At 61.1% G+C, this 8,936-nt stretch carries 8 protein-coding genes; 3 read left to right on the top strand and 5 right to left on the bottom strand.

Annotated features, from left to right (window positions below; genetic code table 11):
* The first annotated feature begins 156 nt into the window (after positions 1-156).
* Together DXC52_RS04615 and DXC52_RS04610 are read left to right on the top strand one after the other, a co-directional pair.
* Entirely contained in the window at positions 157-1,464 is a 1,308-nt protein-coding gene (locus tag DXC52_RS04615; RefSeq protein ID WP_117746331.1) for a lysylphosphatidylglycerol synthase transmembrane domain-containing protein, read from the top strand.
* A gap of 116 nt (positions 1,465-1,580) precedes the next feature.
* The gene (locus DXC52_RS04610) at positions 1,581-2,192 is read left to right on the top strand and encodes a TetR/AcrR family transcriptional regulator (protein ID WP_117746330.1); all 612 of its coding nucleotides are present in this window, start codon (positions 1,581-1,583) and stop codon (positions 2,190-2,192) included.
* A 63-nt stretch (positions 2,193-2,255) separates the two neighbouring features.
* Here DXC52_RS04610 and DXC52_RS04605 read toward each other — a convergent pair whose 3' ends face one another.
* The 5 genes from DXC52_RS04605 to DXC52_RS04585 form a co-directional block, all read right to left on the bottom strand.
* The gene (locus DXC52_RS04605) at positions 2,256-3,551 is read right to left on the bottom strand and encodes an ABC transporter ATP-binding protein (RefSeq protein ID WP_233504835.1); all 1,296 of its coding nucleotides are present in this window, start codon (positions 3,549-3,551) and stop codon (positions 2,256-2,258) included.
* A gap of 51 nt (positions 3,552-3,602) precedes the next feature.
* The gene (locus tag DXC52_RS04600) at positions 3,603-4,643 is read right to left on the bottom strand and encodes an iron ABC transporter permease (RefSeq protein WP_233504833.1); all 1,041 of its coding nucleotides are present in this window, start codon (positions 4,641-4,643) and stop codon (positions 3,603-3,605) included.
* A 4-nt stretch (positions 4,644-4,647) separates the two neighbouring features.
* The gene (locus DXC52_RS04595; RefSeq protein ID WP_117746327.1) at positions 4,648-6,219 is read right to left on the bottom strand and encodes an ABC transporter substrate-binding protein; all 1,572 of its coding nucleotides are present in this window, start codon (positions 6,217-6,219) and stop codon (positions 4,648-4,650) included.
* Positions 6,220-6,223: 4 nt separating this feature from the next.
* Positions 6,224-6,757, bottom strand: coding sequence for a hypothetical protein (locus tag DXC52_RS04590; protein WP_117746326.1), 534 nt, complete (start codon positions 6,755-6,757; stop codon positions 6,224-6,226).
* Between the two features lie 144 nt (positions 6,758-6,901).
* The gene (locus DXC52_RS04585) at positions 6,902-7,828 is read right to left on the bottom strand and encodes a sirohydrochlorin cobaltochelatase (protein ID WP_117746325.1); all 927 of its coding nucleotides are present in this window, start codon (positions 7,826-7,828) and stop codon (positions 6,902-6,904) included.
* Positions 7,829-8,286: 458 nt separating this feature from the next.
* On the opposite strand from DXC52_RS04585, the gene cobM reads away from it, so the two are divergent.
* Positions 8,287-8,936, top strand: a 650-nt coding sequence (gene cobM / locus DXC52_RS04580; RefSeq protein WP_199409455.1) for a precorrin-4 C(11)-methyltransferase, incomplete at its 3' end; no start/stop codon positions are given.

Genomic DNA, 8,936 nt, shown 5'->3' with positions numbered 1-8,936 from the left:
CGTGGGTTATACCCTAAGAGCAAACCACCCTTTTTAAGGGTGGTTCTGATTTTCAAACAACCGTCTGCAATTCCCGTTTGAACCAGAGCTTTGCGTTCTGCCTATGGCCCTTACGAGTACAATATCCAAGATATTTTGACTATTAGAAGGAGTCTCATGACGGAGTCCTCTCAGCATACGTCTAAGCCCCAGGTCGAGGTTGAGGCCTCGGGCGGAGATGACAATAAGAGCGCACGCCGCGGCGCCATCTTTATCGGCGTCGTGCTGGTAGGTTATATCGTCTATCTGGTGGTAACCGGGCAGATGGGGCAGTTCTGGGCCGCTATGTCGAGCGTCCAGGCGTCATGGCTCGTTGTCGCGTGTCTTTGCATGTTCATGTACCTGTTCTTTGGCATTGTGGCCTATGCGATCGCCGTCTGGCTCGATCCCAATTCGCCCGTCGGCATCCGCGACCTGATCTCGGTCGAGGCGAGTGGCATCTTCTTTGGCAACCTGACGCCCATGATGATGGGCTCCACCCCGGCTCAGATCTATCGCCTGACCAAGGCCGGCCAAAACATGGGCGAGGCCGGCGCCACGCAATTCACGCGTTTTATCGTGTACCAGTTTGGCCTGGTCGCCTGGGGCGCTATCCTGCTGCTCGCCCGTATGCCGTTTTTTGCCGAACGCTACGGCGACATGACGCTGCTGTGCGTCTTTAGCTTTGGTGGACACTGCTGCATCTTGCTTGGCATCTTCGCCGTCGCGCTCATGCCTAAGACCGTCACGCGCGTCGCCCATTGCATCATCAATTGGCTTGAGCGCATTGGTGTCTCGGCCACTAAGATCGAGAGTTGGCGCACGTTTGTCGATGGCGAGATCTACTCCTTCTCCGAGAAGTTCAAGCTTTCGGCCGGACATTTTTCTTCCATGCTGCTCACCGTGTTTATCACCATGCTGCAGCTCGCGTTTTTCTATCTGGTTCCGTATTTCCTGATGCTTGCCTTTGGCCACCACGAGGTCGACTTTTTCTCGGTCATGGCCGCGAGCGCCTTTGTCCAGCTGTTAAGCTCTGCGGTTCCCTTGCCCGGTGGAACTGGTGGCGCTGAGGGCGGCTTTGCATTGTTCTTGGGTCATTTCTTCGGTTCGGCTTCGACCGCCGGCTATCTGCTGTGGCGTCTCATTACGTTTATTGCGCCTACCATTTTGGCTGCGCCCCTGCTGGGACTTAAGAGCGCCCACAACGAGAGCATCCATGCGCGCTGGGATCGCGTGATGCGCAAGCTCGGCCGCACGCCTCAGACGCCCTCTGCGCCCACTAAGCCGCACCCCACGAATGCTGTTACCGTTGATCCCAAGAAGCACGCTCAGAAGGCTCCTGGGACCGCTAAGCCGACTCATAAAACCTATGTGCGCCAGACGGGCGACGGTATTCGCGTATCTCCGTCGGCACTCAATAAGAAGAAGCACCCTAAGTCGCAGTAGGGCAGTCGTGCGTTCTTCATGATGCGGGGTATATTTGTGCTGTTTGAGAGATAATCCTCTTACGTAGATTATCTCTCATCTGTTGATGATTGCTCGTATATCGAAGGGACACGCCCATGGCAACCAGCAAACCGCGCCTTGATCGCCGCATCGTTCGCAGCCGCAATGCCATCCTTTCCGCTTTCGAGCGCCTGCTCATGGAAAAGCCGCTGGCAGACATTACGGTGAGTGCCATCGCGCGCGAGGCCAATGTCGACCGCAAGACCTTTTACGTTCACTTTGGCACGGTTGATGGCCTGCTCGATGCCATTGCCGTCGATGTGGTGGAGATGATTGTCGACTCGGTCGAGAAAACGCTTGCTTCCATGGACGGCGACACCAACGAGCGCGCCCTGGGCGCGGCGGCGACCTTCTTTAAAACCGTTAATGAGGCACTGTGCAACAACTTAGTGCTCAATCGTCAGCTGATCGAGAATATTCCGCTCGATGATTTCATGGCTCGTCTTCGTGCGCCGCTCGAACATGAGATTGCCGAGCGCGATCTGCTGCCCCAAGGTCTCAAGGACGAGATGTTCGACTACTATCTGGCGTTTTTGCTGTCGGGTATTATCGGTATCTATCGCACGTGGGCGCTGTCTGACGGCTCGGTTCCTATCGAGCGCGTCTCGGAGGTTGCTAATGACCTCACGCTCAACGGCCTGTCGAGCCTAGAATCTCGCTTCGAATAGCACTTGCGCCTTACCCCCCCCTGAGTTGCGGTGAAATAGGGACTGAATAGGTCTTTTAACAACCTAAAGGGGGTGCGGACGATTTCTTGGACCGCGCCTAGGCGTATCCAATTGGGAATCCTCCGATGCGCCTTCGCACGCTCGCATGACCTCGATACCATGCGAGCGTGCGAACTCGACGAGCTCTGCGTTGCGGGCGTTTATGGTGCCGAAGGCGGCGGGGCACACGATAAGGCGCGTGCAGTGGACGAGGAGCTCTTTGGCGCGGGCTATGGTTTTATCCCCGATCGGCTCGAAGGCGCGCTCGGCCACGCATTCCGTCGCCAGGTCGCGCGCGAGCTCGCAGTCGATGTCCCCTTCGTGCAGAACGCCCGCGTAGAACGCCTTGCCCTGCCGGATGAGCTGGCGAAACACAGCCGACCCCGTACCTGCGCCGGCGATGACGAACGTGTGCGCATCGCCGTGCGGGCGCCCAATTTCCACGCTGCCGAAGCGCTCGTTGAAGGTGCCATGTTGCAGGCCGTAGAGCTCGCCAATCGTCTCGCGCGTGAATATGTCCTCGGGTGCGCCGGCGCGGAAGACCCGGCCGTCCTTCACGCAAATCACCTTGTCGGCGCTTTTCTGCGCGAGCTCGAGTTCGTGGATGGACATGATGACAGCAACATTCCGCGATTTCGCAAGGTGGCGAAGTATTCGCAGCAGGTCGATCTGGTAGCGGATATCGAGATACGACGTGGGCTCGTCGAGCACGAGCACGCGCGGATCCTGCGCGATGGCGCGTGCGAGCATGACGCGCTGGCGTTGCCCGTCGCTTATCTGCATGAAGTCGCGCTCGGCAAGCTTTTCCACATGTGCGGTTTTCATGGCCTCGTCGACCCGATTATGGTCGTCGGGCGTGAGTGTGCCCATTCGCCCGGTGTAGGGATGCCTTCCCGCCTCTACGATATCGCGGCAGGTGAGGAGCTCGGTCCGGGGGCGATCTGTCAGCATAACGGCAAGGTTCCTTGCGAACTCCGCCGTCTTCCATCGGGAAATCTCCCGCCCGTCGAGCTCGACCGCGCCGGCAAGCGGTGCCAGATGGCGTGTGATGGTTTTCAAGATGGTCGACTTGCCCGAGCCGTTCGGCCCGATGAGTGCCACGACGTCGCCCGCGCGAACCTCCAGATCGACGCCTTCGACTACGACCTTCTTGTCGTAGCCCGCCGACAGGTCGCTTATGCGGAAAAGCGGCGCTCCGTCAGCCTGCGTTTCGACCGGGGTTTCGAGGTTCGACTCCGCTCGAAGGAGGCGTTCCGCGCGCAGTTCCGCACGAGCCGAAAGTGCCTTCTGGCGCTTTCGTGCGAGCTCAGGACTGGCCAAGCATGGAATGTTCCCTCCGAGCGTTTTGGTCCGCGGCACGAATTCCCCCATCTACCTCACCCGCTTCTTCAACATGAGTGCAATAACCACCGGCGCGCCGAAGATGGCGGTGACGGCGCTGATGGAAAGCTCGACGGGGGAGAACAGCGTGCGCGCGATCAAATCGCAGCCCGCGCAAAAGATGGCGCCTCCCAAGAAGCACGCAGGAATCACGCGGATAGGCTTCGACGACTTCAGCGCCGACTTAACGAGATGCGGAACCGCGATGCCTACGAACGACACCGGACCAGCGAACGCGGTCACGCAGGCGGAGAGCATGCTCGCTAGAAGGACGAGCACCACGCGGAAGCGTGCGACGTTCACGCCGACGCTTTTCGCGTAGGCTTCTCCCAGCTGGAAGGCGGAAAGGGGCTTCGATATCGCGAATACGCATGCGCTCACGGTGATCACCACGACCGCGATGACCGCGATGTCGTCCCAGCTCGAACCCGAGAAGCTACCCAAAGACCAGTTGTGCAGGTTCACGATGGACTGGTCGTCGGCGAAGGCGATGAGGAAGTTCGTCGCCGCCGAGCAGATGTATCCCACCATGACGCCCGCCACGATGAGTATGGCCATGGAACTTATGCGCCGTGCGATGAGGAGCACGAAGCCGATGGTGATAAGCGAGCCCAGAAACGCTGCGGCCACCATGGCCGGCGAGGACATGGCCTGGTTCGCGCCCAGAAGTACGATCATCGTAAGCGCGACGACGAACTTTGCGCCCGAGGAGACGCCCAAGATGAACGGGTCGGCGATGGGATTGTTGAAAAACGTCTGCAGCAGGAACCCGGAGAGCGAAAGTGCCCCGCCGAGAAGCACGGCTGAAAGCACGCGCGGCAGGCGAATCTCCCAGATGACTTGGCTTTCCATGGAATTGGCCGCGCCGCCCGAAAGGATGCCAGGGATGTGGTCTGCGGGCACGAGCACGCTCCCGATGCACAGGTTGGCCCCGACGAGCACGATGAGGGCAACAGCGAGCAGCGCCGTCACGACGCGACACCGCGCGGCGCGCCCCGATTCGTCGTATGTCATGGAAAGTCGGCTTTTCATGGTGCTAGCCGAGCTTCCTCAGATAATGGAAGTCGCTCGCGTCATCGCCGGTGAACGCCCCGTGCAGTTCGTCGATAATGTCGGCGGTAGAAGTCATCTGCTGGTACATGTCGGCGCTTGTGACCCAGACGTTGCCGTTCTTCACGGCTTTGAACTGCGACAATAGCGCGTTTTTGCCTACGAAGTCGTTCAAGGTGGCAACCGATTCGTCGATGGTGCCGTTGTAGACGATGATGTCGGCATCCTTCGCCGTCGCGTAGAAGCGCTCCATTTCGAGCGTTACTGACGAACCTGACGTCGACGCCGTCTGCGCGTCATCGAGCGCGTAGTTGCCGCCTGCAAGCTCGATCATCTGCGCCACGTAGTCGCCCGCCCGCCGCGTGACGGCGGCCCCGTTCGAGTTAATGTAGAAATACGCCACGGTTTTACCTGACGACGCGAGCCCCGACGTTTGCTCGACGCGGGCCTTCTGCTCGTTGAACAGGTGCGCGGCCTCGTCTTCCTTGTCGAACAGGACGCCGAAAAGCTTAATCCACTCGACGCGCCCGAGTGCTTCGGGCTCGCTCGACGACTGTTCGGTGAGCACGACGAGCCCGAGTTTCTGCAGCTTTTCCTTCACATCGGGTGTGTGGTTGATCATGGTGTTTTCGATGGCGAGCGTGCAGCCCGAGGCCGATATTCGCTCGTAGTCGGGCGCGCTGTACTTGCCGCCGTAGGCGATCGCCCCACTTTCGAGTGCGCTTTTGAAGCCCGCGACCGAGCAATCGTCGGCCTTCGTGCCCGACATAATGATATTGTCGTTCGCATCGAGCGCGTCGACCAGGCACATCGTCGCCGACGACACGAGGTACACCTTGTCGGCGGGGCGCCTTATGACCGCGATGTCGGAGCTCAACCCATCAGGTACCTTCGCATCTTGCGGCACCACGAGGAAGCGCTCCCCGTTCGAAATGCAGATAAGCCGCAGGCCGCCTTCGAACTCGTCGACAGTGAAGTGTTCGGCGTATTCAAGCTGAAACGTCCCCGTCGGCTTCCAGCCGCAGCCCAAATCGGCGTTGTGGAAGTCGGCCGCGGCGCTTGAAGCCGTTCCCGCAGGGGAGCCGCCGCTTGCTTCGTCGCCCGATTTCTCCTTCATGGTGGATGAGTCGAAGTGGATCGTGTAGTCGATGGTGTGCGGCGTCGACATGGCGACGGTCTCGGCCGACACGGCGATGTCCTCGTCGAGCGTGACGGGTATCTCGAACGTGGAGTTGCCGCCGTCGTTTATGGGCGCGTAGTCCACGCCGTCGACGGTCATCTTGTCGTAGTTCGAACTCGACCAGGTGATGGTCGCGGTGTAGGTGTCGCCATCCTTCACAATTGTGGTTGGTGAGGCGATGCTTGCGCGCCCTGACCCGCCGGAGAGCGAGACGCTCACAGTGTATTCCTGAGAGCCCGTCGTGGCACCGGTCGCGTTCGGGCTCGCACTGCACCCCGCGAAGGGAAGCGCGAGCAGGGCGACGAGAACGCAGGCGATCGCGCGCGCCGCGATTCTGTGGCGCTTTCTGTTTTCCCCCTTGGGAAGAATCGACCGCATGGCGTTACTTCAGTGCGTCGGCGCGCAGATCGACGCCGGCGGATTCGAACACGAGCGTGCGGTCGTACCACTGCTCTTTTCTAATACTCCACGCGGCGCAGGCGGTGTCCTCGTCGAGCGCTTCAACGGGCACGTCGTAGGTGTACTTGCCTTCCGCGTTTTCCACATAGGGGATGAAGTCGGCCTCGCTCGCGGCGGCAGCCTCGTCACTCGTGCCCATGAAGAGCTTGCCGTAGCCCGTGCCGGAAAGCGTCATCACGCAGTGCATGGAGCCGTTTTCCACGATGAGCTGGGCGTCCACAATCCTGAACATGTTCGAGCTGGAATCTACGGTGATCGGATAGGTGCCGTCGGCCACCTTGTCGGCGGTGATGGAGGCAGCGCTTGCGTCCTCGGGCGCATCGGCCGCCTGTTCGGTTTTTTCCTGGGAATCGGCATCGCTTGCCTTTGCGCTGTCGATTGAATTTCCGCCGCAGCCGGCGAGCGAGAACGCGAAAAGCGCCGCCGACAGGGCGAAGGCGAGGGTTTTCTTCAACATGGAGGGGTTCCTTTCAATCGCTTCGACCGTCCGCGCCGTGCTGTGGGTGGGCGGGATGCGAATGCAACGGGCATGCGCCGTCAGTCGGGGAAGGCGCATGCCCGTTGCACGGGGACGCGACCGGCGCCCCCGTGCGCGGCGAGTTTACAGCTTGGCGATGGCGTCGTCCACGTGTGAGACGTAGATGTCGTCGACCGCGACGTTCTGTCCCAGACCCTGGAGCAGGCACGTCACTTCGAAGCCGGCGGCCACGAACTTCGCAGCCCAGCTGTCGGGGTCGGTCTCGTCTGCCATGTCGTTGTTCGCGTGGTCGCCCGCGACCACCATGAACGGCGCGAGCACGGCCTTCTTGTAGCCTGCGGCGCTCGCGGCGGCGATAACATCCTCGCAGGTCGGTTCAGCCTCGACGGTGCCGACGAAGAACTGCGTCAAGCCCTCGTTCTTAAACACTTCCTGCATCTTGGCATAGTCGGCGTTGGAATCGGCTTCGGTGCCGTGGCCCATGAGGCACAGCGCCGTCTTGCCGTCGTCGAAGGACGCCATGTTCTCCTTAATGGCTGCGGCCACCTTCTTGTAGTCGTCGTCGGAGGTGAGCAGCGGGTCGCCGAGCGAGATTTTGTCGAACTTGTCGGCGTACTTGTCGAGCTCGTCTTTCACGTCGGTGTATTCCAGGCCACCCATGAGATGCGTCGGCTGCACGACGATTTCCTTCACGCCGTCTTCCACGCAGCGGTCGAGCGCCTCGGTCATGTTGTCGATCGTGATGCCGTCGCGCTTCTTCAGCTTGTCGATGATGATCTGCGCGGTGAAGGCGCGGCGGATGTCGTAGTCCTGCCAGTACTTCTCGCGGATAGCGTCTTCGATGGCGCCGATGGTGATGTGGCGCGAGTCGTTGTAGCTCGTGCCGAAGCTCGTGACGAGGATGACCGGCTTCACGGCCTTCTCCTTTTCACTCGATTTCTCGGAACTCGCGGAGGTGTTGGAGCAGCCCGCGAGCGCGAATCCGGCGAGCGCGACGGCTCCGGTTGCTGTGGCGCCCATGAAGCCGCGGCGTGACATCTGGTCGGACATGGTTTTTCCTTTCCTCGGTTTGCCGGTCCCCCGGCGACAGTTGCTTGTCGGCACAAGCGAAAGAAAAGCGCACCCCTCGGGGTTCACAAGGAGCTAACGCCACGGCGATGCCGTGAGGAAAAGGCGAAGCAGTCTGGCTTGGGGCGCGAGGCAGTTCGCCCGCGCGTCCTATACAGTAATGTCCCTTGCCCAGGATTCCCACCTGGTTCCCTCCGCAAGCCAGCGCGGGCTGTGCGGGCGCCGCGCCGGTCATTTCCTTTTATCCGATTGTCATATGCTCGTTGCCGAAACTTTTACTATGATAGTGGGCACTTGTGAACGTGTCAAAGCCAGGGCGGGCGGCATTGCGCCTCCTGCCTGCGTATTTGCGCCGATTGCCGCTGCGGGCGCCGTGTTTTGCCCGCTGTGCGAAGGGCGGCGTAAACGGTTGCGATGAGAAACGGGAAGGGAAGGCTCGGATGATTCATATCGTTGGCGCAGGCTCGGGCGCCGCCGACCTTATCACGCTGCGCGGGGCGCGCCTTCTGCGCGCGGCCGACGTGGTCGTTTGGGCGGGGAGCCTTGTGAACCCCGAGCTGCTCGCCGATTGCAAGGAATCCTGCGTCGTCTACGACAGCGCGCACATGACCTTGGAGGAAGTGCTCGACGTGATGTGTGCGGCGGATGCGCGGGGCGAGGAAGTGGTGCGCCTGCACACGGGTGACCCGTGCCTATACGGCGCCATCCAGGAGCAGATGGACGCACTCGACGCGCGCGGCGTGGACTACGAGGTGGTGCCCGGCGTGTCGAGCTTTTGCGGTGCCGCGGCGGCGCTTCGCCAGGAATACACGCTGCCGGGAATCAGCCAGTCGGTCGTGATCACGCGGCTTTCCGGGCGCACCCCCATGCCCGCGGGCGAGGGCATGCGCACCATGGCGGAAAGCGGCTCGACTATGGTCATCTTCCTGAGCTCGGGTATGCTCGCCGAGCTTTCCGCCGAGCTTTTGGCCGCGGGCCGCAGCTCCGATGAGCCGGCGGCGCTCGTGTACAAGGCGACCTGGCCTGAGGAGCGCGTGGTGCGATGCACAGTGGGCACGCTCGCCGACGCGGGCGCGCGAGAGGGCATCGA

Source organism: Collinsella sp. TF05-9AC, assembly GCF_003438495.1.
GTDB lineage: Bacteria > Actinomycetota > Coriobacteriia > Coriobacteriales > Coriobacteriaceae > Collinsella.
This window is presented reverse-complemented; position numbering and strand designations above follow the sequence as displayed.

Excerpts from the sequence above, each read along its gene's own strand:
- DXC52_RS04615 (WP_117746331.1), top strand. The coding sequence starts at position 157 with ATGACGGAGTCCTCTCAGCATACGTCTAAGCCCCAGGTCGAGGTTGAG.
- DXC52_RS04610 (WP_117746330.1), top strand. The coding sequence starts at position 1,581 with ATGGCAACCAGCAAACCGCGCCTTGATCGCCGCATCGTTCGCAGCCGC.
- DXC52_RS04600 (WP_233504833.1), bottom strand. The coding sequence starts at position 4,643 with ATGAAAAGCCGACTTTCCATGACATACGACGAATCGGGGCGCGCCGCG.
- DXC52_RS04595 (WP_117746327.1), bottom strand. The coding sequence starts at position 6,219 with ATGCGGTCGATTCTTCCCAAGGGGGAAAACAGAAAGCGCCACAGAATC.
- DXC52_RS04590 (WP_117746326.1), bottom strand. The coding sequence starts at position 6,757 with ATGTTGAAGAAAACCCTCGCCTTCGCCCTGTCGGCGGCGCTTTTCGCG.
- DXC52_RS04585 (WP_117746325.1), bottom strand. The coding sequence starts at position 7,828 with ATGTCCGACCAGATGTCACGCCGCGGCTTCATGGGCGCCACAGCAACC.